The sequence below is a fragment of the Luteolibacter sp. AS25 genome, assembly GCF_046736275.1.
In the GTDB taxonomy this organism is placed as follows: domain Bacteria; phylum Verrucomicrobiota; class Verrucomicrobiia; order Verrucomicrobiales; family Akkermansiaceae; genus Luteolibacter.
The window spans coordinates 274,018-300,722 of record NZ_CP151837.1 but is presented as its reverse complement, the minus strand read 5'-3'; the positions used below and the strand labels follow the sequence as shown (position 1 = coordinate 300,722).

Sequence of the window (26,705 nt, the reverse complement as noted above, 5' to 3'; positions counted from 1 at the left end):
CATTTCCGCAGCATCAATTTGGTTGAGAGTAACCTGTGTCCTATTTCCTGAGAACAAAGGTCAAAACGGAGGTTCAAAGTCGGCCAGACGCTTGACCTTGAACCTTTTCGCACGATGCTCCGCGTCATGACCTTCACACATCAGGGCAAGCACGGCGAAGTTCTCATCAGAAGGGTCGAAGAAGATGATATTCTTCGCCTCATCGAACTCAACAAGAAGGCATTTCCCACAATGGTTGAGGAAAACGTTGTGTGGAGCGTGCGGCAGCTCAAGTCACACCTCAAGGTCTTCCCAATGGGGCAGCTCGTGGCTATCGTCGATGGGGAAATCGTCGGAGCGATTGCCTCTCTGATCGTGAAAACCGACTGCGACCCATATCGTCAGCACACCTATTCCGGCATCACCGATGGAGGTTACTTTTACAACCATAGCCCCAAAGGGGACAGTCTCTATGGCGCGGATGTCTATGTGGATCCCGACTGCCAGGGCAAAGGAATCGGCGCAGCGCTTTACGAAGCGCGCCGCCGTCTATGCAAGGAACTAAACCTGCGCCGGATCCTGGCTGGTGGACGTCTCTCCGGTTACCACGAGCAGCACCCCGATATCACGCCCCAGGAATATGTGGAGCAGGTGAAACGCGGTGAGCTTTACGACAACGTTCTCAGTTTTCAGTTGAAGCAGGGCTTCATTGTGCGCGGCGTTCTTCCCAATTACATCGCCGACCCTATGAGCCGGAACTACGCCAGCCTCATTGAGTGGGTCAATCCGGACTTCGTTGATAAGGAGGTTTCCTCGAAGGTTCGCGTTTCCTGCGTGCAGTATCAGGTCCGGAAAATCAGTAGCTTTGAAGACTTTGCCAACCAGGTGGAATACTTCGTGGAGACAGCTGCGGATTATCGCTCGGACTTTGTGGTATTTCCCGAGTTTTTCACCGTGCAACTGCTCTCAATACTGGAGCCTCTCTCCGCCCTCGACGGAATCCGCCAGCTCGCTACCGAGTTTTCAGAACCATTCATCAACCTGATGTCAGGCCTGGCGAAGAAATACAAACTCTACATCATCGGCGGCAGCCATCCCATCGAGGAAGGCGGCGAACTCCTCAACAAGTGCCTGATCTTCGATCCGGAAGGACGATACATCTCACAATCGAAACTCCACATCACCCCGGCCGAGAAACGCTACTGGGGCATCAGCGGTGGAAACGAACTCATCATCCTGCCCACACCAAAGGCGAAGATCGCGGTGCAAATCTGTTACGATGTAGAGTTTCCCGAGGCTTCGCGGCATCTGGCGGACGAAGGAGTGGAAATCCTCTTTGTCCCGTATTGCACGGATGACCGCCACGGCATGCTGCGGGTGCGCTACTGTGCGCAAGCCAGAGCCATCGAGAACCAGATCTACGTCGCCACTGCGGGAGTCATCGGAAACCTGCCCAGCGTTCCCGCAATGGATATCCACTACGGCCAGGCCGCTGTCTTCACTCCATCGGATTTCGCATTCGCACGGGACGGTATCCAGGCAATCGCCGATTCAAATGTGGAGAGCCTTTTGGTCACTGACCTGGACATTGAGGATCTCTATCGCTCTCGCGCCAATGGCTCGGTAACCCCGCGTCTCGACCGCCGGACCGATCTTTTTGAGCTAAAGGTGAAACTCAAGAATCTGGATACGATGAGTGAGATGACTGAAGCACCGGTGCTTGATCTACCAAAATAGAATCCAGACATAAATGCCCCGATGACAGCAGCCCCCTCGGACTATGAAATTGCTACCTGTCTCCCCGAACAGGGTGCGTATCGGTCTAAATCCTCACGGACCGGACTTGATGTCGCACTCAGGGATTTTCTATCTGAGAATTTAGTAGGCAGTAATGACTCTACCATTCCTGCGATTATTTGCCCTTCTCCGGTAGGTCAGCAGGGAAAAGAATAGCGACCGAAGGGGAAAACAAACCTTGGACACTTCCTCCACCGGTTGATCAAAATGAACGATTAATGATCACCCATTTATAGGGGTATAGCGCCTGTTAGATTTAGAATAGTTGAATATAAAGAGGATTTATACTAGAAGCGTATTATTGAGCGTGGCTTTCCCCTTCCATGCTTCCCCCCCTTCCAGCATTATGTTCGTTACCTGCCCCCACTTGGACCGATTTCTGACACTTATTTCCATCATCGCGACCGCGTCCACACTGAACGCCGCGGTTGTTGTCACCGAGGACTTTGATAATATGACTTTCGGGGAACTGAATGGGCAAAGCGGAACATTCGGGATCTCAGGTAATTGGAAGGCTCAAACAGCGATCACTGAGATAGTTAGCACTCCCGCGGATTTCGGCGTTACAGTAGCCACGGGAGAGACCATCAAGGCAGCAGGGAAAAGCCTGCAACTTACCGGGAACAGTAGCTCAGCAATTTCCGTGGATCTCACTACTATCCAGACAAATGACTTCTACGTTTCCTTTCTTGTTAAAATGGAGGCCGGAAGCATCGGAACCAATGACTTCGCGACCCTATGGTTCGGAGAGGGTTCCCACATAGGCGCACCCGCAGTTGGTATCAAAGCACAGCTGGGAGTTAACAATACCGACTTCATGGGCCGGATTACAGGAAACAGGGAGGCCTACGCACCTGAGCAACTCGTAGTAGGAGAAAGCTACTATCTCGTTGCGAAAGTTTCGAAAGCAGACGGATCCTCCACATACAACCAGCTCGATTTCTGGGTAAACCCAGGCTCCGGCGATTTCGCTACCCCCGAAGGCACTTCCACGGGAAACATATCTTTCGACGAGTTCAAGACTATCGGTATTCGCTCCGTGAATCTGGATTCCGATGACGTTTTACTGTTTGATAACTTCAAGGTGACGACGGAATGGTCCGATCTATTTATTCCCGAACCAAGTATCACTCTTCTGGCCGGTATCACTGGCACGATCCTGATCTTCCGCAGGAAAAGACCTTACGCACTACTCAGAGCTCGATAAAAATCGCTACTAGCAAGTTTTCCCAACAGAAATTCCTTTGGGGTAGCCAAACCTTTGAGAAAAGGAAATCTTACCGCCGCATCGATTTCAGAAACGGATCGGCCTACCTCCAACCCCAGGATAGGCATACCTACCGTTGCTCCTTCCGGAGAAACACCAGCTTACCCTGAGTCGATTCTTTCGCACTAAACTTGTAGCCGGCAGTCTTGAAGTCTTTCAATTTACCAGCTTCCTGAATTCCCTCCCGGACAATAAAGTCTGCCATCATCCCCCGTGCCTTCTTCGCATAAAATGAGATGATCTTATACTTCCCGTTTTTCTCATCCTTGAAAACCGGCGTTACGAGCTCCCCCTCCAACTCCTTCTTTTTCACCACAGAGAAATATTCATTCGAGGCCAGATTCACCACCGTATCACTCCCGGATTTTTTCAAATCCTGATTCAAAAGAGTAGTCACCTCGCTCCCCCAGAATTCATAGAGATTCTTCCCTCGCTCATTTGCGAACTTCGTTCCCATCTCCAAACGATAGGCCTGCATCAGATCCAGGGGTCGCAGCACACCATACAGACCGGAAAGAATCCGCACCTGCTTCTGCGCCCTAGCGAAATCCTCCGCGCTCCATTTCGCCAACTCCATGCCCTGATAGACATCACCGGTAAAAGCAAGAATCGCCTGCCGAGAATTCTTCTTTGTAAAATCCCGCTTCCATTCCCCAAAGCGACCGTGATTCAGCTCCGCCAGCTTGTCACTGATCGACATCAGCTCTCCCACCTGCGCCACAGAAAGCTCCCGCAGACCCGCGATCAACTCTGCGGATTCATCGATAAAACGGGGCTTTGTGGATTTTTGAATGAGTAACGGAGAATCATAATCAAGCGACTTGGCGGGAGATAAAAGAACGAGCATGGCAGAAAATTGTCCCGAACCATGAATCCATTCCCTTAAACCGCAAGCAACAGAAAGGAACCGCGATTCAAAAATTGGGACATTCACAACTCCTAACCAGGGTCTTCTCACTGATCACCCGGCACTAAAGCGAAGCGACCCCCAACTACCCACTGGCACCCTCACCACACTCATGGTAAAGTCAGAGCAATGGACACTATCAAAACTTTCACCACCGGATCAGGCGCTTCAGGAAATTTCCATTCACTCCCCGCTCTAGCAGAGCAGGGCTTCCCGAACATCAACAAACTCCCCGTCTCCATCCGTATCGTTCTTGAATCGGTATTGAGAAACGTCGATGGCCGCAAGGTCACCGAAGAGGACGTGAAAAACCTCGCGAACTACAATCCGCAAAACCCCGGCGACTACGAAATTCCCTTCACCGTCGCCCGCATCGTCCTTCAGGACTTTACCGGCGTTCCTCTCCTCGTAGACATCGCCGCCATGCGCGATGCCGCAGTCGCACGCGGAGCCGATGCTTCGAAAATCGAGCCTCTCGTCCCCGTCGATCTCGTTGTCGACCACTCCGTCCAGGTCGACTTCGCAGGTTCACAGATGGCACTCGACCGCAACATGGCCATCGAGTTCATCCGCAACCGCGAGCGCTACGAATTCCTGAAATGGGGCCAGCAAGCCTTCGATACCTTCGCAGTTGTCCCTCCCGGCATCGGCATCGTCCACCAGGTAAACCTCGAATACCTCGCCAAAGGCGTCCTCTCGAAAGACGGCACCTATTACCCGGACACTCTCGTCGGCACCGACTCCCACACCACCATGATCAACGGCCTCGGCGTCGTCGGCTGGGGCGTGGGCGGCATCGAGGCGGAGGCCGGCATGCTCGGCCAGCCGGTCACCTTCCTCGTCCCGGAAGTCGTCGGCGTCTACCTCCATGGCTCCCTCGCGGAAGGCGTCACCGCCACCGACCTCACCCTCCGCGTCACCGAAATCCTGCGGAAGCATGGAGTTGTCGGGAAATTTGTCGAATTCCACGGCCCCGGCGCAGCAGCCCTTTCACTCCCCGACCGCGCGACCATCGCCAACATGGCTCCCGAATACGGCGCGACCATGGGCTTCTTCCCCGTCGATGGAGAAACAATCAATTACCTTCGTGGCACTGGCCGCTCGGAGGAACTCTGCACCACCGTCGAAAACTACTACAAAGCTCAGGGCCTCTTCGGAATTCCCGACAAAGGCGAATGCGAGTACAAGGATCTTCTGGAAATCGATCTCGCCACCATCGTCCCCGCCGTCGCCGGCCCGAAACGCCCGCAGGACCGCATCGACGTACCCGCCCTCCGCGAGTCCTTCGACCACCTCTTTTCCGCTCCCGGATCCGAAGGCGGATTCGGCCTCTCCCCTTCCGAGCGCGACCGCTCCGTCTCCCTCACCATGCGTGAAAAAGCCGGCGTATCTGTTGACTCCCTCCTTTCCACCGATTCCAGCCATCAGGATTTCGAAGGCGAAGAGCGCAACGAAACCGAAATGGTCACAAACCGCCCCGCCCCGGAGCAGGTCAACTACGATCTCTTCACCGACGGCCCGATGGAAATGAAACTCCACCACGGCTCCGTCCTCATCGCCGCTATCACGAGTTGCACGAACACTTCCAACCCCAGCGTCATGCTCGCCGCCGGACTCGTTGCGAAAAAGGCCAACGAACTCGGCCTCACCATCGCGCCTTTCGTAAAAACCTCCCTCGGGCCCGGCTCCCGCGTAGTTACCGACTACCTCGATGCCACCGGCCTCACCAAGGAGCTCGACCAACTCGGATTCCAGACAGTCGGCTACGGCTGCACCACCTGCATCGGCAACTCCGGCCCGCTCCACCCCGCCATCGAAGGCGCCATCAAGGAGGGCAACCTCGTCTGCGCCTCCGTCCTCTCGGGAAACCGGAACTTTGAAGCCCGCGTCCACGGTTCCATCAAGTCGAACTTCCTCATGTCTCCACCCCTCGTCGTCGCCTACGCCCTCGCCGGCCGCGTAGATATCGATCTCACTACTGAACCCCTAGGCAACGACAGCGACGGCAACCCCGTTTTCCTGAAAGACCTCTGGCCTTCCCAAGCCGAGATCAAAACACAGATCGAATCCGCCCTAAAACCCGAGGTTTACGAAAAACTTTACGGCAACGTCGATACAGCCAACCCGAAGTGGGGCGAAATCAAAGGCTCTACCGGCGACACCTACGAGTGGGACGAAACATCCACCTACGTCCAGTCCCCGCCCTTCTTCGATACGAAAATCGGTGCCAGCGAGGACATCACCGGTGCCCGCCCGCTCGGCATCTTCGGTGATTCCGTCACCACCGACCACATCTCCCCCGCTGGCTCCATCAAGGAAACCTCACCCGCCGGCCAATACCTCTTGGAAAACGGCGTCGAAAAAGCCTCCTTCAACTCCTACGGCGCACGCCGTGGCAACGATAGGGTCATGACCCGTGGCACCTTCGCCAACGTCCGCATAAAAAACCTCATGTGCCCCGGTATCGAAGGCGGCTACACCCAATACTTCGGCGGCAAATCCGTCCCCGCCCCGGATATAGCTATCGATTCATACAGCGGCGCCCAACCCACCTTTATCTACGATGCCTGCATGGCCTATCTTGAAGAAGGCACACCGCTCATCGCAATCGGCGGCGAAGACTACGGAATGGGATCATCCCGCGACTGGGCGGCCAAAGGCACCCGTCTCCTTGGGGTCAAAGCCGTCATCACCAAATCCTTCGAGCGCATCCACCGCTCCAACCTCATCGGCATGGGCGTCCTCCCGCTGAACTTCGTCGACAAGGCAGACTACGATAAAATCAAAGACTTCACCGACGCCACATTCAGCATCATCGGCATCGCCGGAGAGCTAAAACCCATGCAACCCGCCACCTTGATCGCCACGAAACCCGACGGCACCACCATAGAAGTCCCACTCAAGGTCCGCCTGGATACCCCAGCCGAAGTAGACTACTATAACGCCGGCGGCATCCTCCCCTACGTCCTCGATCAGATTCTCGCATAGAAGGCTGTCCATTCTTCCAGATCGGACATCGGACTCCAGTCAGTCCTTCCTACTGTAAACATCAGTTATCAAAGCCGCTCTCCCACCCCGGAGAGCGGCTTTTTTTATACTTCATCGGAGGTCGACACGACCTACTCCTTCTGCCTCAAGCCCCTTCCAAACCAAAAAATCATCGCAGCTCCGCTCACGAACATAAACAAACTGTAAACTACCGCAGGCACAGCCATGCGCGAGCTATCCAACAAGCCCAGGGCAATCGCCAACGCCAACGTGCCATTCTGAATCCCCGCCTCCACGGAAATGGAAATGCGCTGCCTTTTTCCCAAACCAAGTGATCCCGCCACCAAGGCCCCCAGCGCCATACCTCCAAGGTTCAGCGCAACCACCGCCGGGCCTGCTGCCACGATCTGAGCACCCAAATCTTTTTCCTTCACGACCGCGGCCACGATGATTAACCCGAGGAAAACCAGCGACATTATGTTCACAGGTTTTGCCATTTTCTGACAGAACTCAGGCTTTGCCGAGTGAAGCCACATACCTATTGCGATAGGGATCACAGTTACGACCATGAGTTGGATAAAGGTTTTCAAAAACGGCAATTGAATCGCCACCCCGCCCTCCAGAAATCTCTCCATCGCAAGGCCCACCACCAGCGGAATAGTGAACACCGTGATCACACTGGAAAATGCAGTCAGCGTCACCGAAAGCGCCGTATCGCCACGGGAAAGATGCGAAATAATATTCGAAGTAGGCCCACCCGGACAAGCTGCCACCAGCATCAAGCCTGCGGCTAGTTCTCCGGGTAATCGGAACACATACACCAGCCCAAACGCCAGCACCGGCAGCGCCAATAACTGCAAAGCCAAGCCCACCAACGTCGCCTTGGGAGACAGCAACACCCTCCTAAAATCAGTCAACGTCAGGCCCATGCCCATCCCCACCATCAAAAGGATAAGAGCTACCGGCAAAAACATCGTCTTCAGGATATCATCAGGCATCCCAAAAAACTGTCCGCCTACCCCTCCCCTGTCCACCCGAAAGCTATTTCACAGCTTACCCCACCCTCTCATCCCCACCCAATTTCTGGAGTAGTTTTGAAGCGGTTACTCCGTGGAGGACGATTGATAGGAGGACGGTGAAGGAAACGGCAGCCCAGAGCTTGGGGAGATCGCCGAATTCCGCGTGGTGCTGGCCGTAGGCCAAATAGTAGAATGAGCCGATTCCCCGCACGCCGAGGAACGCCACTGCGACCTTGCCGGGTTTTGGCAAGGCAGAACCAGCCTGCGCGATATACCCGAAGAACGGACGAATCAGGACCAGAAACGCAAGACTTACCAACACTATTGGCCAGGTAAGGGAATTCAGAACTCCGCTTGCCAGCAGCCCCCCGAATCCGATGAGGATAATCACCAGAATCAGCCGCTCGATCTGATCGATGAAGCCGTGGGTTTTTTTATGTAAATCGCTTTCTATCTCCCTCTGCTTCGCGGTTACAGCAGCCACGAAGACGCTGAGAAATCCGTAGCCATTCACGATCTCGCCCAAGCCGTAAGACAGAAACAGTGACGATATAACCAGCAACCCCTCGGAACCCTCATCGATCCCATGCTCATGTTTGTTTTTCCCTCCTGATTTCCTGAAAGCCAGCCACGCACCGGTTTTCCCGACGAGGAACCCAACCGCTACACCGGCAACAATTTTCCATAAAACATCCACCGCCACCCATCTCCCGAACCATCCTTCATCCATGGTCGTGAGAGCGATGGCCAGATAGACGAAGGGAAATGCGAGGCTATCGTTAAAACCGGCCTCTGTACTCAGGTTAAACCGCACATCATCCTTGTCAGAATCACCGGGCGGACCCACCTGAACAGCTCTCGCAAGGACAGGATCGGTCGGAGAAAGACAGGCACCGAGAAGCATCGCACTGGCCAAGGAAAGCCCCATCGCCCAATAGCCAAGCAGAGCTACCGCAGCAATACACAGCGGCATTGTGACCAGCAACAGGGGCAGCACCTGCTTCCACTTCCGCCAGGAGAATTCACGATCGATGGAGAGCCCCAGGCTCATCAGGGAAACGATCACAATCATTTCCGATACGTATTCCACCGCTATGGTCTGCTCCGCATCGAACGCAGGAGCCAGCCAGCCGAGGTCTAGTGGGAGGGAAAACAGCAGCCAGCCCAGGGCCACATAGACGATCGGAAGCGAGAGCCAAGTGCCCTCCAAACGTTTTTCCAGCCAAATAATTCCGCCGATGGCAGCACCGAAGATGATGAAGAGCAGAATTCGTGGTTCCATTTCTAAAATGGTCCCCCGCAATCCTCACCGCGCAATCAGGATTTTCTTAAAAATATTAGTGCCCCGTCGGTTTCAGCACGATGAGACCGTGCGAGGCACTGACAGCATCGTCCATTTTCATTGTTTTACGCTCATGCCACGTTCCCCATGAGCATCCAAATCACGGTTGGTTTCCTTGAAATATTTTCTCTGATCCACCGGATCTCCCAAGAAATATTCTCCCTTCTTCACCTTCAGTGCTGGCATGACCAATACCCGCAAGAAATAGTAATAAAGGTAATAGAGAAATTAGGTTCTTCAGCGGGCAACCGATAGATCTGCGGGGATCCCCTGATCCGGCACCCACTCCATTTATATACCACTGCTGGATCATAAATTCCTCGCTTGCGCTCACACTTCTGATTAAATCGTAGGGTGATACACGGAAATGAAAGGAAAGTGCCGTTAATGGCCGCCACATTGGCTTTGATCATCATTGTCCTGGCTGTCGGGCAAGGTATTCCTCAATGGCTCAGGTGGACATGCCTCGGCATTTCACTCGTCATTCTCATGCTGCTCGTCAGCGGCGCAGGTGCCTCTCGTGTGCAACTCTTCGAGGCCACCACAACACTCCGCCAAGTGAAACGCGAGCGGGATGAAGTGGAGGGATATTTCCGCACCCTGATGGAATCCCTGCCAACGTGGATCTATTTCAAAGACCGCGAATCCAAATTCCTCAAGGTCAGCGAGGCCCTGGCCTCCTCCTTCGGCATGCCATCGGTGGAACTCATCGGGAAAACGGACTCTGAAATCTGGGACGAAGAAAGTGCGGAAAAAAACATGCAGGACGAGAGGCAAATCCTGGCAAGCGGCGAGGGCCGGGAGAGATTCATCGAACAGGAGCGCATGCGCGATGGACAAAATGCCTGGGTTCTCACCTCGAAACTCCCGCTCCGCGATAAGGAAGGCCGCATCATCGGCACTGTTGGTATTTCCAACAACGTAACCGAGCTCATCGAGGCCCAGCACGGACTGGAGAACGAGCGGAATACGCTCCGCACGCTTATTGATAGCATCCCGGATAGCATTTATATCTGTGATCGATCCGGGAAATACCTCGTCGTGAACACCGCTCTGGCAAAATTGGTCGGCGCGGAAAGCCCACAGGAAGTCACCGGAAAAACCCCCCACGAATTTTTCAGCGAAAGCATCGCCCAGACATTTGTCCGCGAGGATATGGCGGTCATGAACGCCGGAGAAATTATCACGAACGCGAAAAGCATCCTCCACAATACGGAAGGTGAACCGCGCCACATGAGAACCACCAAAGTCCCTATGAAGGACCGGGACGGTAGGGTTTCCGCGATCCTCGCCATCAATCGCGACGTCACCGAGCAAGAAAAAGCAAGGGAAGCAGTCCGCCAGACAGAGCACCGGATGCAGGAGATCGTGGATGCCAGCCCCTCTCCCATGTATGCGAAATCCGTCACCGGGCAATACCTCATGGTCAACCGGCGTTACGAGGAGCTTTTCAAACTAAAGGCAGAGGACATCGTCGGCAAAACCGATAGGGAAATCATCAAGGACGAAGAAATCGTCGGCAATTTGATGAGGAATGACGCAGACGTGGTCCGCCGTGGCGAACCGGTTCAGTTCGATGAAAAACTCCACTTTTCCGACGGTGAGCATTCCTACGTTTCCACGAAATTCCCGATGAGGGACCTGGATGGCGAAATTTATGCCGTCGGCGGGATTTCCACAGATATCACTGAGCGGAAAGTGGCCGAGCGGAAGCTCCAGCAGCTCAACCAAGAGCTGATGAAAACCCACGAAAATCTTACCCGCGCCCACGAACAGCTTATTCAGGCGGAAAAAATGGAATCCGTCGGCCGCTTGGCAGCAGGCGTGGCCCATGAGGTGAAAAACCCGCTCGCAATGATCGGCATGGGCCTGGAGCTCCTCAAACGCCGCATTCCCGATGATGATGAAAAATCGAAGGAAACCATTGAGAGAATGAAACGGGGAATCGACCGTGCGAAAAAAATCGTCCGCGGATTGGTCGATTACTCCTCGAACCGAAAACTTGAGTTCAGGCCGATCAACGTATCGCACCTTGTTACCGAATCACTCGAACTTGTGGAATATGAGCTCAAAAAAGGCGGAATCAAAATTGATTTCCAGCCAAACCAGGACCTTCCCGAAGTAGAGGTGGATCAAACGAAAATCGAACAGGTCCTCGTCAATATTTTCATTAATGCCATGCACTCCATGGACGGCAGCGGCACTCTCTCGGTGCGGATGGATTCGCTCAGTATGGACGATGTCGCGCATGACGAGGGCTCCCGCCTGAGGGAGCGACTGAGAACAGGCGATATCATGGTGCGCATCACGGTAACCGATACAGGAAAGGGCATTCCCGAAGAACTTCTAGGAAAACTCTTCGATCCCTTCTTCACCACGAAATCCACCGGCAAGGGTACAGGCCTGGGCCTCACCGTTTCACGAAAAATTGCCGAGCTGCACGGTGGCGAACTCACCTTGGCCAACAGAACCGATACACAAGGAGTCATTGCCACCCTTACTCTCCGTACCACTCAAGAATAGCGTTTCTTGCCTCTTGATTTTCACTCACAATTGACAATTATTATAACATGGAAAACCCAATAAAAATCCTACTCATCGATGATGAGACAGACTTCACCGAACTACTTGGCGAAAACCTGACCGCCTCCGGTTTCGAAGTCATGCAGATCAATAATCCCACCAAAGCCCTGGAAGCTGCGAAATCCTTCCGCCCGGACATTTGTATTATTGATCTGGTTATGCCCCGTATGGATGGCGGAGATGTCGTCGCAGCGCTAAAATCAGATTTCCAGCTATCCAAAACACCTGTGCTGATGCTCACCGCACTCGTTGAGGAAAATCCAGATGACCCGGGTGAATTGCAAATGAAAGGTGGCCTGCCCTTCGTCAGCAAAACCTCCGATCTGGAAGTGATCATCAACGCGGTCAAAACACAGCTGGGAAGACGCTAAATTTTAAAATCAACACGCCCACGCTCGGATAACCGAACGCGGGCGTGTCTTTGCCTCCCTGGAAATTAGCTTCCTGAAAATTAGTTTTCTATCGTACCCGGCGCCTGGCGTTGAGCCTTGCCGAAGTGGAATCTGAATCCGCTTCCACCACCTGAATCCACCCGGTCAATACGCGGGCGAATATCGTCGGGTGCAGCGGCTTTGTCTTGCTCCGTATCCCATGGTCCGCTCCAGACGATTTTACCTGATTTGTCCCGGACAGTGACTTCCGTGCTACCGTTTGAGGATTTCAGCTCTACCGATCCGTCTTCATCCATCATCCGGACAGTTGAATTCTGCTGGAACTCGAACCCACCCGCAGGTCCCACGCGGGATTCCGCACCTGCATCGTTCTGTAGGCCTTGGTTCATTCTTTCACGCATCAGGCGGAGAGTTTCATCCATTTTGGCGATTTCCGGATTTCCCTCGAATTCACCTAAATTGCGCTCGATCAGCTCCCGCAATCTGTCCGCATTTGCCTGAGGAAGCCCTTCCAACATTGGATCGGCGGGCCGGATGTTCATCGTCATGTGCGCAGGTCGTTCACCCAGGGTAATCGCCACCTTCGACGGATTTCCGTTGTGGATGAGGCTAAGATTCAGCCTTTCGCCAATCTCACGCTTGAGAATTGCCGAGCTGAGCTGCTCCGGACTGGACATGGCCTCATCCTCTACTTTGAGGATGATATCATTCACCGAAAGACCTGCGTTAGCAGCCGGGCTTTCCGGCATAATGGTGCGGATGATAAGTCCAGTGCCAGGCTCCACATCCACGTGGGCGGCCACCATTTCAGGCAGAGGAACAGTGGACAGTCCTATGAAAGGAATGCTCGCGAGTTTTTCGGGATCAGGTTGAGCAAGGCCCTGTTTTTCAGCCTGCTCGAGGATCGCGCTGGGCGGCACTACGTTTTCAGGCGTCGGCTCTATCCCGAGCGCGGTGGTGAGAGTGATCCCTCCAACGATACTACTTACAGATATAAGATTAAATTTCATATTCATACTAAAAGCGCAGTACAAACTGATATTTGTCTAATCGACTCAATCGATTTTCTCAGGCATCACCACATACTCCACCTTCGGCTGGCTCACCTCGATGGTTTCGCCCTTGTCGTTGGAAAGAGTCACACGATCGAGATAGGTCATGCGCATTACGCGGTGCGGTTGCTCGTCGTTCCCCCACATGACGCCCTCGTCATGCGTTTCACTGAGATTTCTGTTCAAACCGACAGGAGCGAAGTTGGAGGCTGCTACCGGAGAAATCTGCGCAGGTGTCTCGATTACTTGATCGTCGACAGTCTCCGCAATCCGGTTCTCTCCTTCACCACCGCCCGGAATCATGAAGGCTGCGATAGAGCCCATAAGGGCCACCGCCGCTGCGGCAGCAAAATTGAAACGCATGATATTCGAGCGTTTTGGCTTCGCTGAGTTCTTGTTCGACTTATTGAAGAGGACAATCTTCTCGTCCATGTGGAATGGTGTATCCCCAATGGCTTCCATCAACCCTGCCTCTAGAGTAGCCGGCAAATTCCGTGGCGCACGCGCACGAAGTTCACTTGCGAATCCCAATTCTTCCGCGGAAAGCACCGAATCAGTGCCCTCGGCGCAAGAAACGAGACGCTCAAGAAAATCATCATCAATACCGCATGGCTTTAGATTTCTCAGCTCTTGTTCGAGGATGGATGGAATTTTGGACATATATTATTGGTCGTCGTATTAAGTAAGTTTTCCGGCAATCAGCCGATTGAGAGATCGCCACGGCGTTTTGCTGTTCCGAGCTCCTTTTTGAGGGCTTCTAGTCCATAGCGATACCGGGAGGCTGCTGTGTTTTGAGAAATTTTCAGCGCCTCCCCGATTTCAGCAAATGTCCGCTCACCCCAGATCTTCATGACAATCACTTCGGAAAATTTCTCAGGTAGTGATTTCAGGCCTTCTTCGAGCTGACCGCGGGTTTCCTCACTGCCTCCGGAGGAATCAAACCACGGATGGAATGCATCCAGCTGATCCACCTCCGCATCAGCAGTAACGTTATCCTCGCGGCGCTTTCTGCGGTCGTTCTTGCGTGAAAGGTCAATCGCAAGTCTACGGATCGAGGTATAGAGATAAGGCTGCCAGGCTTCCTGACCGCCTACGAATTCGTTTGCTTTCACCTTCTCGACGAGTTTCACGATCGCGTCCTGAAGGACATCCTGCGCGTCCTCGTAGGTCCGCGTCTGGTTGCGGGCAAAGAGAAATAACTTGGGCGCGTGTTCGCTCAACCATTCGCGCCAGGCATTTGTTGCCGGAGAATTCTGGTTTTGGACTTCGTTTACTGACATGAGGGCTAATGGATCAGCGACACCTTCCGCACGATTTGTTCAGAATTCCACAATAGTCTAATATTGAAGATTGAATAATTAAGATTCACGAAGTATCTCCCCTGTATGAACCCACTAAGAATATTGGGAATTTTCGCCTTCGTATTGCTGATTAGCAACTGCAGGAAAAAATCTGAATCCGCCGAAAAAGAAATCCAGGAAGCCGGATATGAGATGACATCGGAAGGTTGGTTCGATGCTGCGAATGCCGGCGACGTTACGGTCATGAAGAAAATGGTCTCTGCTGGATTCGATGAAAAAATCTCCAATCCAGAAGGAAATAGCGCCCTCCACATTGCTGCGGGGAATGGCAACGAGACTGTGGCTGAATATCTGCTGAATCGTGGATTTTCCGTGGATGAAAAAGGTGCACAGGGCCGCACACCGCTGATGTCAGCCGTTGCTTCGGACCAGCCGGGAATGGTCAGCTGGCTCCTGAGCCAAGGCGCTGACCCGAAAATCAAGGACGACGGGGGCTTCATGGCACTCATGCTCGCCACATCGACGGGGAAAGCCACATCCGTCGAGGAGCTGGCCCCATATCACCGCGAGGATCTGGATTCCGCACTTTTGCTTGCTGCCCTTGTCGGCCAGGCGAAGGTCATCGATACACTCACCAACTACGGAGCTTCGGTTTATGCGAGAATGGAAGACGGGCGCACTCCACTCATGCTCTCTGCTGAAAATGGCCACACGGAAGCCGTTGCTCTCCTCATGGATATCGGAGCCAGCCGTTTTGCAACCACCGAAGACGGAAGCACCGCACAGAGCCTGGCGGTAGCTGCCGGCCACGGTGATATCGCCAAAATGATCGAAACCGGATTCACCGGCGATGCCCTGGCTCTCGAATCGGACGAAGAAGTAGCCGAGGCGATGAACGACTACCTCGACGAAGTGGAAACCCGGGACATGGTGGACGAAGAGGCTCTACCAGCCGGAGATCCCGCCCTTGCTGCGAATGCCGGCCAGAAGCCACCTTCGGAGTTCGACCAGCAGCCCATAGAATACCCCGGACAGGAAACCACGGGTAATTCCAGCCAATCGACAGCAACGGCGCAGTCTGCTAGCGCGAGCAAACCGCTCCGCCATAGCACGCCCCGCCCCCTCGGTGGAGCACGGGTCAGCCCGATTGCGGCCAGCGGAAATGTTAGTGATAGCCCTCCGCTCGTCATGCGTCATTACCGCCAGCGCGAACTCCCGGTGGAGGTAAGGAAAGTTTCAGGAGGAGTCGCCTCACTTCATCTCGTAGGCCAGAATCCAAGGGACGTGGAAGTTTCCGCCGGACAGGCGATTCCAGACTCATCACTGGTGGTGGTAAAAGTCTACAGCCGCACTGAGGTGGGGAAACTGAACAACAGCCAACCAATCGAAGTCGGCATCGTCGACGTGGAGGATACAGTGAGCGGCCAGCGGGCTGAGTGGATCGCCGGGAAATCAGCTCCGGGCCACGATCCTGTGGCCTTGGTGGAGGACGCGATCACGGGCCAGCGCTACGTGGCAAAACCCGGCCAGAAATTCACCTCGGAAGACGGTCGCGAATTTATGGTCAGCGATGTGCGCCCCAGCCAATTGATTATCGAAGAAGTCGCAACCGGCCAAGTCAGCACCCTGCGTCTGCGCGGCCCGAAAGGATAAATTTTCACAGAAACGGATACATGGAGCAGCAAATCAGTCCTATCGAAGAAGAAGTGGCGGAAAATGGATCACCAGTACGGCAATTTTCCGTCATGTTGCCCAACCGCGTGGGGGCATTGGCCTCTCTGGTAAAATTACTTCGCGGTTCCCACATCGAGGTAATCGGGCTTAGCGTCCAGGACTCGAAGGACGCCACGGTCGCGCGTCTGATCCTGTCCGATACCGACAGCGCTGAAGCAATTTTCTGCGAAAAAGGAATCGCACACACTACTTGCGAGCTCGTGGTGGTAGCCCTGAAAGAGGCAGGTCCCGGTCTGCTGCAATGTCTGGATATTCTTATGACCGCAGAGACGAATCTTGATTTCGCTTATGCCATGCTACCCGGCCCGGACGGCCAGGCGCTTTTGGCAATGCACGTGGAAGACTATGAATTCGCGACCTGCGTTCTCAACCGCAGTGGCTTCAAGCTGATGTATGAGGAAGACCTCATCCGCTGAGCTATTTCTTCTTCAGGACAAGTCTCAGACAAACGACTATCAACGCGAGGATCACCAGGATTATCCAGAAAGGGATTCCGCTGGAGGTATCGAGATCCTTGTATTTATCAGGCGCAGGTAATGGCTCCCCTGTTTCCGTCAGCGGTGGCCCGTTCGCGGATTCCGGTTCTTCAAGTTCATCGACGGTGATTTGCGGTTTGCCCGCTTCTTCGCGAAGCGCAGCTACTTGCTCGGTAGTCACCGCAGAGGCGCTATTTCCAAAACTTGAGCGGATGTAACTGAGGACTCCCGCGATCTGCTGATCGGACTGATAAGCCAGTGGAGCCATACCACCGGCTATATTATACTCCTCGCCCTTCACCCGGATCGGCCCCTCGAGACCACGTAGCTGAATTTTGATTAGATTCTCAACAGGGCCGTTCACCCATTCCGATCCCGCCAGTGGCGGACCGGTGGCCAGACCCTCGCCCTGTTGCCCGTGGCAGGCGGCACAGATCAGATATTGCTGTTTCCCTGTTTCCAGCAGCTCGGCCGAGGCGGGTGGTCCGTCCTCTTTTTTTGCCACATCCTTGCTGTCTTCAGGTTTTTCCTTCGGCTCTTCGGCCGGTTGAATTTGCGCGATTAGTGATGGGAAAAGGTATTCCATAGAATTATTTGGAGATTTGCCACAATCTTCCCCTGTTTTCCGAAATTCCAAATGAAAAGAAAAACCTCCTGAAAACAGCCTCCAATACGAGGGATTGATTCCCGCGGATTTAGCGGCGATGGTGCGCGCATGAAACCAACTGTAGGAGAAATGGCCCCGGACTTCACTGCCACCATCGTCGATGGGGAAAACGAATCCGAAATCTCACTCGAAAGCCTCCGCGGCGAGACCGTTGTGCTCTATTTTTACCCGAAGGACAACACCCCGGGATGCACCATTCAGGCATGCTCCCTCCGCGACAATTGGGACAAAATCAAAAGCAAGGCACGTGTTTTCGGCATCAGCGCGGATAGCGTGGAGAGCCATAGAAAGTTTATTTCAAAGAAATCCCTGCCCTTCCCCCTCATCGCGGATACTGACAAAAAAATCTCGGAAGCCTACGGGGTCTCGGTCGAAAAATCCATGTTCGGAAAGAAGTTCATGGGAATTGAGCGCAGCACCTTCGTTATTGGTCCCGATGGCCAATTAGTCGCCATTCTCGAGAAAGTTTCGCCGACGAGCCACACAACCAAGCTTTCTGAGATCCTCGGATGAACAAACCCAGGAAACAGCTACAGCCAGCGCACATCGAGCTCGCCACCACAGCCATTGCCGCCATGGCATTGGTCCTGGCACTGGGGCTTCAGGCGATCGGACTAACTGCCCGGGCGGATCAGTTTATCTCTGTATTTTTCCTCCCGAAGGGAATGAAGGAACCTGCACTCACCCTTCACCCCGCGTTACCATGGGTGGCCACCGCATTCCTCGCCATCGTTCTACCTTCAGTGATACTCCGCGTCGCGGAAAGCTGGAGGCGCTATCTAATCTGGGCTCTCACCACGCTTCTCACAGTCCTTTGGGCGCCTGTCCTCCTGCTCTCATCCCATGAGCCACAGATCAGTATCGCAATCATCGCTGTATTCTGGTCCGGCTTCTGTGCGGTGTTCTACGCGCACAACCACAGCCTCCCGGTGGATGGCCATGTGAAACTCCCTGACAGTCCGACCAATGCCCCGCGCTGATTTCCCCACACCCGTCAAAAACCTCATCGCAGAGCTGAAAAGACTCCCCGGTGTCGGCCCGCGCAGCGCGGAACGCATGGCAGTGTGGCTCCTCCAGAACAAGAAGGCCGAGCCGACCGCCCTTGCGGAAGCCTTGGTCCTTGCAGAAGAGAAAATCATCTCATGCCCGGCCTGCGGATTTTTCGCCACCGCGGAAGTTTGTGAAATCTGCACCGACCCGAAACGTGATGAGACCCTGCTCTGCGTCGTTGAACAAGCCACAGACGTGCTACCACTCGAACGCTCGGGTGCTTTCAAAGGCCGCTACCATTGCCTCGGCGGGAAGCTTTCTCCTCTGGATAGAGTTTCCCCGGAGGACCTCCTCATTCCCCAGCTAATCAGCCGCATTGAAGCCATCAGCGGAGAAATGGAAATCATCCTCGCGCTCGGCGCAGACGTGGAAGGCGAGGCTACCTCGAACTACCTCGCGGACCTTATGCGTGGCAAGCCCGTCAAAATCACGCGCATCGCCCAAGGCCTTCCCGCCGGTGGAGGCCTAGAGCACGCCGATGAACTGACACTCATCCGGGCCCTCCAGGGTCGCCGCGATTTCTAGATAACCGGAAATTTTTACGGGATCGCCGGAACTGACATTCCGGTTGTATGCAGCACTCAAATCGCTATTGTCCCAACAAACTGCACCCCATCGTTCCTCATCGCAGCTATCTATCGATGCAAAAATCGCTCATACCGCTGGCACTTCTTCTCTCACCTCTCGTTCATGCACAGGCAGTTATGCCGGATGTGAAGAAGAACCCGATATCGCTACTCCCCGAGGGTAGCGTTTTGAAGGGCGTGCTTCTGCCCCGCTATGATGACGATAAAAAACTCGTCGGCGATCTCAAGGCTGAGGTCATGACACTCGTGGATGAAACCCGCATCGAGGGGGAAAATGTTCGTATAAAGTTCTACGAGCCGGATGGAAAAGTCCGCGGCAATATCATTCTCAGCAGAGCAAGTTTCAACCAGGAAACCTCGCAGCTACACGCTGACGAACCATTGGAGATCATCACGGACAGCCTCGTGGCACGTGGCACCGGCATTGCCTACGGTTTTGAAAACGGAGAAGGATTTCTCAACGGCCCAGCTACCACCTGGATTAAAGCAGCACCAAAGATTTCGATGAACAACAGACGCCTACCATCACCGGCCGTGGCCGCAGCACTCCTCACCTCCTTCGCTCCGCTAAGCGCAAACGCCGCTCCGCCGGATTTCGTATCCGAGACCGAACTGGCCGCTGTCAAATCAGACGCGGAGAGCCTCCAGCCCACCGTCGACTCCGCCAACAGATCCAGTGAAGCCGCACTGGAACAAAGCAAAGCCGAGGCCACCAAACTAAGCACGGCAGCCCAAACTTTCATCAAACAGAGCGAGCTCAGAAGCGTTGCCACCGGAACCGCCGAAAAGGTAGCCGAGGCCGAGCCACTGAAAATCGAGCCATCTCCTGATGATACCGTCATCAAGTGTGAAAAGGGCATGTATTTCGATTCCGAAGGCGGCGTCCTCGTTTATCTTGGAAACGTTCAGGTCACCGATCCACGCTTCACCCTTACCGGCGCGAACGAGCTGAAGGTGTTCTTCGACAAAAAGGAATCCGGCGATAAAAAAGCCAACGCCGAAGATAAAATGGGCTCCGGATTCGGAGAGGTCCAGCGCCTCGTCGCCACCGGAGCCGTGCGCATCCTCCAGAAAAGTGTGAATGGGAAAGATCCGGTCGAAGCAAGCGGAGCGATCCTCACCTACGATGTATCCAAGGGAGAAATCATCATCAGCGATGGCTTTCCTTGGGTGAAACAAGGAAAATTCTTCGCCCGCGCCAAAGAGGCGAACCTCACCCTCCGTCTCATGGACGACGGCTCATTCTCCACCCGCGGAAACTGGGAAATGGGCGGACAGCTCAATCTCGACCGCTAACCCCGAAACCCTGTTTTGAAGCTCCCATCATCCGATATGGAATCCCCAGCAACGATCTGCAAGGAAACTGCCAACGCCGTTCTCTCCGCACAAGGCCTGAAGAAAACATACAATGGCCGCGTGGTCGTGGATGGTGTTTGCGTAACCGTGAAGCCAAACGAAATCGTCGGGCTCCTTGGCCCCAACGGAGCGGGTAAAACCACCTCCTTCTACATGATCGCTGGTCTTATCCCCGCGGAGGAAGGCTCGGTCTTTCTCAATGGCCAGAATATTTCCAAGCTTCCCATGCACCGCCGGGCCCGCCTTGGCCTTGGCTACCTGCCACAGGAAGAATCCGTTTTCCGGAAACTCACCGTCATGGAAAACCTTCTCGCCATCCTTGAGACACGCCCCGGGCTTTCCAAAAAAGAACAGAAAGCCCGCGCCGAGGAACTACTCGAACGCTTCAGCATCACCAAGCTCCGGAAATCGCTCGCAATCACCCTCTCGGGCGGTGAGAAGCGCCGCTTGGCAATCGCCCGCTCCCTCTGCTCAGACCCGAAGGTTCTCATGCTCGATGAGCCATTTGCCGGCATCGACCCCATAGCCGTCGATGACATTCAGCAGATTGTCCGCGATCTTCGCGAAAAGGACGGGCTCTCCATTCTCATCACCGATCACTCCGTCCGCGAAACCCTCACCATCACTGATAGAGCCTTCCTGATTCATGACGGAAAAGTAATTCTCGAAGGTGATTCCGAGGAACTGGTGAACGATCCGATCGCCAAGAAATACTATCTGGGCGAAGACTTCAAAATGTGATCATCACGTTCGTGACCTCGGAAAAATCATCAAGATTCGAGTATTTTAAAAACCGATTTCGCATCCGCATTTAGATGATCCTATTCAGGACTCTACCACATCTTGTAAGATTCCGGAAAATCCGTAAATAAACTACGGAAAGGCTTAATATTCCATAGCTCTCTGGCCCGGCGTTTGCTATCCATGTAGGTATGTTGGAAGAATGGATAACCGCTCGTCGGGATCGATTCACCTGCGCTGACTTCAATTTTCTCAACGAAGTTCTAGCTGGAGGCCAAAAGCGGGGCTGCTTATTGAAGCTCTGGAACGACCCTGGCGCACTTCGTGAAATGCTGGATCTCAAGGAAGTCTTCCGCAGTATTCTCGATTCCCCCTCCACCCTCAGCCTCTCGGCTGATTTCTATTTCTACATCCTGGTGAGGCACGCCTTTCTCCAGGCCGGGATCACTCGCCCCGATATGGCGGACTATGTATCGCGGGTAATGGCCCAGCGCCTTACCTCCGGCAGGGATCCACTTCAGGACATCGCACGCGGCTATACCCATACCTCGGATTTCCTATCCATCATTTCCTCCTCCCATGGGAAGATGAAATTCCACCTCCAGGTAGCCGCTGGAAATCAGTTCATGGTCCTTACCGGACTGTTCCCCGCATTTATTACAAAGCGGAACGAGCTACACAACGCGCCTGATCTAAAGTTCTACGAATCCTTCGCACAGTGCTCGTTCAAAAACGCAGCCAGCAATCCGAAGTCCTCAAATACAGTGCCCAGGGAGTTATTGGGCGCCCTCTCCGAAACACTACCGGATGCCAGGCGCTCACTGAACCGGGTTGCCGAAGAGTTTGTGTTCCTTGGTGAATAGAAGATTAACTGCAGGGCTTGCCCCATTCCGTCGGATTCGGATGAATTTCGCCCTGTAGGCACGAAAAACCCGATGACTCTAATTGAATCATCGGGTGAAAGGAAAAAAGATGAACTATCGGCGGCGGCGGCCCAACAGAGCAAGCAGGCCAAAAGCACTAAGCACTGCTGCGGAAGGCTCAGGGATAGCTATCACAGTTCCGGTAGCCAGAAGATCGTCCAACTGCAGAGCAGAGGTACCTGAAGCAGTCCAGCCTTGAATCGAAATGGTGGCTGACGATAGCCCGGTAAGGCCGAGTGCAGAGTTTGAAACAGTGGTCTTTGTGGCGTTATTCGAATATCCAGCAAAGCTGTAAGACGTTGTATTGACTTTAAATCCAATATTAGCAGGAGCATCACCTGTGCTGCGAGCTTCAAAACTGAAGCCATCGAGGGAGAACTGATATCCGGACGCAGCCGTTAGCGTGAATACTAGGGCATTACCTGCCGCTGCCTGTGAAGTTGGACTAAAAAAGGAACCAGCGCCACTGATCTGTGCCCCAGAGCTAAAACCACTAGTATTTACAAAAGAATTGAAGCTTGATGCAGTGCTGACGTTGGTAACAGTTAACCCAGTTATGGCAGCAGCAGAATTTGCTAACGAGCCTCCATCAAAAGTGAAGGAAGCCAGCGACGCAGCTCCACAAGTTAGCGAACTGATCGCAGAGACTGCAATAATTCCCAAGGTAGTAATAGTTAATTTCATGTAAATGGGGTGTCAATTGACTGATTGGAGATCGTCTTAGAGAAACGATCGATAAGACACATCTTCTATTTCAGCACCGTTCATGCCAATAATCTTCTGAAACGATTGCGTCACAAAATTTCCCTAAATCATTCAGGGCCAGTTGCATACGACAACCCTCTGAAAGTATTACCCAGTGGATATTGCCGGACCTGAGATTGCACTTTAGCCTTCAAATTCAGCAGCATGAATGTCCTAGAAAAAAACCTTTTGGTTCTCGCCTCGGCTGGATCGGGCAAGACTTACACACTCAGTGATCGCATCATCGGCCTGATTTGTAAGGGAGCAAAACCCTCTGATGTGGTGGCACTCACATTCACGCGAAAAGCGGCTGGAGAGTTTGCCGACGCGATTTTGAAGAAACTTGCGAAGGCTGCCGCAAATTCCGACGAAGCGGCGAGCCTCTGCAAAGCTCTGGGAGAAAGAAACGTCGATTTCCCGGAGCTACTGGAATCGGTGGTCGCCGAGCTCCCGGAACTGACCTTGGGGACAATGGATGGATTTTTCGCGAAAGTGGTGCGCGGTTTCCAATATGAACTGGGAATTTCGGGAGGAAAATTTGATCTACTCGAAGGGGAGGCCGCCGATATTGCCTACGAAGAGCTGCTGGAATCCTTCGTTGTCCGCCAGCTGGACGCAAAAACCGAAGAGGAATTCATCCGCACCTTCAGGCGTGCGACCACAGGAAAGGAAGAGACGAAGGTGGCGGAGCAAATGGGCCAGTTTGTAAAATCCTGGCAACAGCTTTACCTCGCGGATAAGTCACTGGAATGGGGTCCTGCTTCACTGGCTGGGGTAGATGTATCCGAGTGGGAGAAGCAAAAAGGAGCACTGATTTCACAAGTCCGCCGGGACTGGCCGAACGTACCCGATAAGAAGAAACGTCACGAATCCGCGTTCGAGCCGATGTTGAACGCATTCGAGCAACACACCATCGGCAGCGGACTTTTGGACAAAGCCAGCGGGCTCGTGCCAAAAATCTTGGAGGCAGCCAGAGAAGGAAATGGGAGTCTCGATATTTCATTTTACCAGCCACTGACAATCACCGGGGCAGCGGCGGAGGGCCTGCGTTCGCTTGTAGATCTTGCAGCCCGATGTGAACTCGCATCCGCTCTCGCCAGAACGAGGGGAATTTACGAAGTGATTTCCTCCTACGATCGCCTCGTCCAAAGGGAACTACGCGATAACGGAAAGCTGGGCTTCAACGATGTGAAGCGGCTAATGGGGCAATGGATGAAGGATGAAGACGCGCGCCTACGGAGAGAGGCGGTGGATTTCCGCCTGGATGCCCGCTACCACCATTGGCTTCTTGATGAGTTTCAGGATACGAGCCGTGAGGAGTGGGATGGGTTGCTTCCACTGCTGGATGAGGCGATCACTGATTCCGGCTCCAGTCTTTTTGTCGTAGGAGATAAGAAGCAGGCCATCTTTGCGTGGCGCGGCGGCGACATCGGCCTTTTTGACGAACTTCAGGGAAACTATCACGGCGGGATTGTCGTCGAAAGCATGGCACAGTCGTGGAGGTCCTCGCCGGAAGTTCTGCGGTTGGTAAATACTGTATGCGGTGATTCACAGACCATGATTCAGCTTTTCGGAAACGCAGCAAACCAGTGGCAATGGCAGGATCACGTATCAGCTCCCCCACTCGCGCAGCCCGGAAATGCGGGCTACTCCCACGTTGAAATCGTAGATAAGGACCTGAAGAAAGAGCGGGTTGCGGAGACGCTTGGTGACCTCGGAATCGGAAGAAAAGATATTTCGTGCGGGATCCTGGTGGAAACAAATGACCATGTGGCGGAATGGGCGGACTATCTCCGGAACGAGGGCTATCAGGTCGTCGAAGAAGGAGCGAGGGAACCGGGCAAGGATCACCCGGTGGGAGTGATGATCTGGCAGCTTCTCCGGTGGCTCGCGGATCCATCGGATCGCTTCGCACAGCAGACCGTGATGATGTCGCCGTTGTCCTCCGTCTTCTTGGAAAAGTTCGGAAAATCCTGGGAGACTGCGTGGGAACAGTTGGGCGGTCTGGTCTCCGAAAGGGGCTTTGCCGGGATGCTGGAAGAGATCGTTGCTCCCTTGAGGGCTGCTTGGTCTGATTTCGGAAAACGGAGAGTGAGTGATTTGCTTCAAGCCCTCGAAAAACTCGACCAGGAAGGTATTTCAACAGCAAGGGAGGCCGCGGATAGAGTCTCCCGAATGAAGATCTCACAAAGCCCCGGAACGGCTGCTGTGCAGGTAATGACTGTTCATAAATCGAAGGGTCTGGGTTTCGATGTGGTGATTCTTCCCGATATCCCAAGCAAAAAGATACCTGATCTAGGACACTTTGAAATGATTGTCGGCGATGGCTGGGTCACAGATGCTCCGGCGGCTTGGGCCAGAGGGATGATCCCAGAGTTGCGAGAAGCGGAAACAAAATGGGGAGATCAGCAGACATACGAAGCCTTCTGTAAACTCTACGTGGCTCTTACCAGGGCCAAGCGTGGCCTCTATGTGTTTCTCGACGAGCCACCCAAATCATTCGATCCAGGGAAACCAAGCCTCCAGGGTTGGCTAATCTCTTCACTGGGCCTGGACATAGAAATCGGCAGCGTTTTTTCAGCTGGCGTAGCTCAATGGCAAGAGAACGTCGGAGAGATCGCTCCCGGTAATCCTCCCACGAGTTTTGACCTTGGGCTGTCCGTTTCCAAACGATCACGGAGCACCCCAAGCTCGAAAAAGGCAAAGGATTCGATCATCGTTGCCGGCTCGGAGGAAGGAAAACGATTCGGCACCGCAGTACACGCCGCGTTCGAGCAAATCGGTTGGTTGGATGAGTCCAAACTTCCCGATTTTCCGGGCTACATCAAAGATACAATGCAGTCCATTCTGTCTATTCAGCAGGTAATTGACCTACTTTCAAAGAAACTGAATTCCGTAAAACTCTATCGGGAACAGAGACTGGAAGCGGTGATCGACGGTCAATGGATGAGCGGAATCATTGACCGATTGCACGTTCATCTTTCCGATTCGGGCGAACCAACCTTGCTTGAGATCATAGATTTCAAAACCGATCGGGTGGATAATGCAGAAGCTTTGGTGGAGCGCTATTCAGGCCAGATGGAGACCTACCGGAAAGCTATGAAGGAAATATACCCGACCGCGGTAATCAAGTGCCTACTGCTCTCTACCGCCCTCGGTGAGATCATTCCGGTGAACTAGCTGAAGTTCGCGGGACGCGAAGGAAAAGGAAAGTGGAAGAACAAAAAAAGAGCCGACATAAGTCGGCTCTTTCATTTGAATATTTTAAACACCGGTCGATGACCGGCATTCGGGAGTTAGTTCATGTTCTTGCGCTTGAAGCGAAGGGCCGCGCTTTGTTTCGCGATAATCCCCTGCAGGTAAGCAACTTCTTCCGCATCCATGCTGTGATCGACGGATTTGAGCTTCTCTTGAGCGCGGGTGATTGCGTCTTCAGTAGCTTTTTCGTCGATTTCAGACTCACCAAGAGCCATGTCAGTAAGAACAACCGCTTTGTCTTGGCCGATTTCAGCGAAGCCGGATCCGATTGCGATTGTTACTACCTGGCCTTGATGCAGGTAACGGAGCTCTCCGGGCTGGAGAGCTGTTACGAGACCTGCGTGACTTGGCAGGATACCCATCTCACCATCCGCGCCTGGCAGATAGACATTGTCTACAGTATCAGAGAAGATTTTCTTCTCGGGAGTAACGATTTCGAGGTGGAGAGGCATAAATTATATAGGTTTGGAGTTATTTGCCAGGCCTGGCGGATTGGGAGTCTCCTCCTGTTTTCCGGTAAACCAATGGCATTTAACAGCGGC

24 protein-coding genes are annotated in these 26,705 nt (G+C 53.6%); 14 read left to right on the top strand and 10 right to left on the bottom strand.

The window, feature by feature from the left end; genetic code table 11:
- The first annotated feature begins 126 nt into the window (after positions 1–126).
- Both AAGA79_RS01330 and AAGA79_RS01325 read left to right on the top strand, forming a co-directional pair.
- Positions 127–1,716: a GNAT family N-acetyltransferase gene (locus AAGA79_RS01330; RefSeq protein WP_411826983.1), complete on the top strand. Its 1,590-nt coding sequence runs from the start codon at positions 127–129 to the stop codon at positions 1,714–1,716.
- Positions 1,717–2,122: 406 nt separating this feature from the next.
- Positions 2,123–2,983, top strand: coding sequence for a hypothetical protein (locus AAGA79_RS01325; protein WP_411826982.1), 861 nt, complete (start codon positions 2,123–2,125; stop codon positions 2,981–2,983).
- A 130-nt stretch (positions 2,984–3,113) separates the two neighbouring features.
- On the opposite strand, the gene yaaA is transcribed toward AAGA79_RS01325, so the two are convergent.
- A complete protein-coding gene (gene yaaA / locus AAGA79_RS01320; protein ID WP_411826981.1) occupies positions 3,114–3,890 on the bottom strand; it encodes a peroxide stress protein YaaA in 777 nt (258 codons plus the stop codon).
- A gap of 189 nt (positions 3,891–4,079) precedes the next feature.
- On the opposite strand from yaaA, the gene AAGA79_RS01315 reads away from it, so the two are divergent.
- The gene (locus tag AAGA79_RS01315; protein WP_411826980.1) at positions 4,080–6,938 is read left to right on the top strand and encodes an aconitate hydratase; all 2,859 of its coding nucleotides are present in this window, start codon (positions 4,080–4,082) and stop codon (positions 6,936–6,938) included.
- Between the two features lie 131 nt (positions 6,939–7,069).
- Here the strand turns inward: AAGA79_RS01315 and AAGA79_RS01310 are convergent, their stop codons facing one another.
- The 3 genes from AAGA79_RS01310 to AAGA79_RS01300 all read right to left on the bottom strand — a co-directional run bounded on the left by AAGA79_RS01310 (position 7,070) and on the right by AAGA79_RS01300 (position 9,485).
- Entirely contained in the window at positions 7,070–7,936 is an 867-nt protein-coding gene (locus tag AAGA79_RS01310) for a bile acid:sodium symporter family protein (RefSeq protein ID WP_411826979.1), read from the bottom strand.
- A gap of 55 nt (positions 7,937–7,991) precedes the next feature.
- Positions 7,992–9,239, bottom strand: coding sequence for a cation:proton antiporter (locus AAGA79_RS01305; RefSeq protein ID WP_411826978.1), 1,248 nt, complete (start codon positions 9,237–9,239; stop codon positions 7,992–7,994).
- Positions 9,240–9,356: 117 nt separating this feature from the next.
- Positions 9,357–9,485 (bottom strand): hypothetical protein, encoded by a 129-nt coding sequence (locus AAGA79_RS01300; RefSeq protein ID WP_411826977.1) that lies wholly within the window; start codon positions 9,483–9,485, stop codon positions 9,357–9,359.
- 201 nt (positions 9,486–9,686) lie between these two features.
- Between AAGA79_RS01300 and AAGA79_RS01295 the strand changes: the two genes are divergently transcribed.
- The gene (locus AAGA79_RS01295) at positions 9,687–11,822 is read left to right on the top strand and encodes a PAS domain-containing protein (RefSeq protein WP_411826976.1); all 2,136 of its coding nucleotides are present in this window, start codon (positions 9,687–9,689) and stop codon (positions 11,820–11,822) included.
- A gap of 47 nt (positions 11,823–11,869) precedes the next feature.
- On the top strand, positions 11,870–12,253 hold the full coding sequence (locus AAGA79_RS01290; RefSeq protein ID WP_411826975.1) for a two-component system response regulator: 384 nt from the start codon (positions 11,870–11,872) through the stop codon (positions 12,251–12,253).
- 80 nt (positions 12,254–12,333) lie between these two features.
- Here AAGA79_RS01290 and AAGA79_RS01285 read toward each other — a convergent pair whose 3' ends face one another.
- The 3 genes from AAGA79_RS01285 to AAGA79_RS01275 are packed head-to-tail and all read right to left on the bottom strand — an operon-like array spanning position 12,334 to position 14,606.
- Complete coding sequence (locus tag AAGA79_RS01285; RefSeq protein WP_411826974.1) at positions 12,334–13,284, bottom strand: PDZ domain-containing protein; 951 nt, start codon at positions 13,282–13,284, stop codon at positions 12,334–12,336.
- A gap of 45 nt (positions 13,285–13,329) precedes the next feature.
- Positions 13,330–13,986, bottom strand: a complete 657-nt coding sequence (locus AAGA79_RS01280; RefSeq protein WP_411826973.1) for a hypothetical protein — start codon at positions 13,984–13,986, stop codon at positions 13,330–13,332.
- A gap of 38 nt (positions 13,987–14,024) precedes the next feature.
- Positions 14,025–14,606: an RNA polymerase sigma factor gene (locus AAGA79_RS01275; RefSeq protein WP_411826972.1), complete on the bottom strand. Its 582-nt coding sequence runs from the start codon at positions 14,604–14,606 to the stop codon at positions 14,025–14,027.
- Positions 14,607–14,711: 105 nt separating this feature from the next.
- Here AAGA79_RS01275 and AAGA79_RS01270 point away from each other — a divergent pair, with 105 nt between their 5' ends.
- Positions 14,712–16,280, top strand: coding sequence for an ankyrin repeat domain-containing protein (locus AAGA79_RS01270; RefSeq protein WP_411826971.1), 1,569 nt, complete (start codon positions 14,712–14,714; stop codon positions 16,278–16,280).
- A gap of 20 nt (positions 16,281–16,300) precedes the next feature.
- The gene (locus tag AAGA79_RS01265; protein WP_411826970.1) at positions 16,301–16,777 is read left to right on the top strand and encodes a hypothetical protein; all 477 of its coding nucleotides are present in this window, start codon (positions 16,301–16,303) and stop codon (positions 16,775–16,777) included.
- A 1-nt stretch (position 16,778) separates the two neighbouring features.
- Here AAGA79_RS01265 and AAGA79_RS01260 read toward each other — a convergent pair whose 3' ends face one another.
- Positions 16,779–17,423, bottom strand: a complete 645-nt coding sequence (locus tag AAGA79_RS01260; RefSeq protein ID WP_411826969.1) for a c-type cytochrome — start codon at positions 17,421–17,423, stop codon at positions 16,779–16,781.
- 129 nt (positions 17,424–17,552) lie between these two features.
- Between AAGA79_RS01260 and AAGA79_RS01255 the strand changes: the two genes are divergently transcribed.
- The 6 genes from AAGA79_RS01255 (at position 17,553) to AAGA79_RS01230 (ending at position 22,101) form a co-directional block, all read left to right on the top strand.
- The gene (locus AAGA79_RS01255) at positions 17,553–18,017 is read left to right on the top strand and encodes a peroxiredoxin (RefSeq protein ID WP_411826968.1); all 465 of its coding nucleotides are present in this window, start codon (positions 17,553–17,555) and stop codon (positions 18,015–18,017) included.
- On the top strand, positions 18,014–18,484 hold the full coding sequence (locus AAGA79_RS01250; RefSeq protein WP_411826967.1) for a hypothetical protein: 471 nt from the start codon (positions 18,014–18,016) through the stop codon (positions 18,482–18,484). The genes AAGA79_RS01255 and AAGA79_RS01250 overlap by 4 nt, the downstream gene beginning before the upstream one ends.
- Complete coding sequence (recR, locus tag AAGA79_RS01245; RefSeq protein WP_411826966.1) at positions 18,471–19,079, top strand: recombination mediator RecR; 609 nt, start codon at positions 18,471–18,473, stop codon at positions 19,077–19,079. The genes AAGA79_RS01250 and recR overlap by 14 nt, the downstream gene beginning before the upstream one ends.
- A gap of 116 nt (positions 19,080–19,195) precedes the next feature.
- Positions 19,196–20,437 (top strand): LptA/OstA family protein, encoded by a 1,242-nt coding sequence (locus AAGA79_RS01240; RefSeq protein WP_411826965.1) that lies wholly within the window; start codon positions 19,196–19,198, stop codon positions 20,435–20,437.
- A 36-nt stretch (positions 20,438–20,473) separates the two neighbouring features.
- Positions 20,474–21,238, top strand: coding sequence for an LPS export ABC transporter ATP-binding protein (lptB, locus tag AAGA79_RS01235; protein WP_411826964.1), 765 nt, complete (start codon positions 20,474–20,476; stop codon positions 21,236–21,238).
- A gap of 191 nt (positions 21,239–21,429) precedes the next feature.
- A complete protein-coding gene (locus AAGA79_RS01230; RefSeq protein WP_411826963.1) occupies positions 21,430–22,101 on the top strand; it encodes a hypothetical protein in 672 nt (223 codons plus the stop codon).
- Positions 22,102–22,215: 114 nt separating this feature from the next.
- Here AAGA79_RS01230 and AAGA79_RS01225 read toward each other — a convergent pair whose 3' ends face one another.
- Complete coding sequence (locus AAGA79_RS01225) at positions 22,216–22,845, bottom strand: hypothetical protein (RefSeq protein ID WP_411826962.1); 630 nt, start codon at positions 22,843–22,845, stop codon at positions 22,216–22,218.
- A 225-nt stretch (positions 22,846–23,070) separates the two neighbouring features.
- On the opposite strand from AAGA79_RS01225, the gene AAGA79_RS01220 reads away from it, so the two are divergent.
- The gene (locus AAGA79_RS01220; RefSeq protein ID WP_411826961.1) at positions 23,071–26,085 is read left to right on the top strand and encodes a UvrD-helicase domain-containing protein; all 3,015 of its coding nucleotides are present in this window, start codon (positions 23,071–23,073) and stop codon (positions 26,083–26,085) included.
- A 116-nt stretch (positions 26,086–26,201) separates the two neighbouring features.
- Here AAGA79_RS01220 and atpC read toward each other — a convergent pair whose 3' ends face one another.
- Positions 26,202–26,615 carry an ATP synthase F1 subunit epsilon gene (atpC, locus tag AAGA79_RS01215; protein WP_411826960.1) on the bottom strand — a complete coding sequence of 138 codons (414 nt, stop codon included), beginning with the start codon at positions 26,613–26,615 and terminating at the stop codon, positions 26,202–26,204.
- Positions 26,616–26,705 lie beyond the last annotated feature (90 nt).